A 208-nucleotide genomic window follows, 5' to 3' on the forward strand; every position below is an offset into this window, starting at 1 on the left:
GCGGATCTTGTTTAGGAGCTTGCTCCTAAACTTGGTTAGCGGCGGACGGGTGAGTAACACGTAGGCAACCTGCCCACAAGACCGGGATAACATTCGGAAACGAATGCTAAGACCGGATACGCAACTTGGTCGCATGACTGGGTTGGGAAACACGGAGCAATCTGTGGCTTGCGGATGGGCCTGCGGCGCATTAGCTAGTTGGTGGGGT

Annotated in this window: 1 rRNA gene; it reads left to right on the forward strand. The window is 55.3% G+C overall.

The annotated features are described in order from the left end of the window. Nucleotides 1–208: ribosomal RNA gene (locus ACFPQ4_RS09095) — 16S ribosomal RNA — on the forward strand; the annotation flags it as partial.

It is taken from the genome of Cohnella yongneupensis, assembly GCF_042655785.1.
Classification (GTDB): Bacteria; Bacillota; Bacilli; order Paenibacillales; family Paenibacillaceae; genus Cohnella; species Cohnella yongneupensis.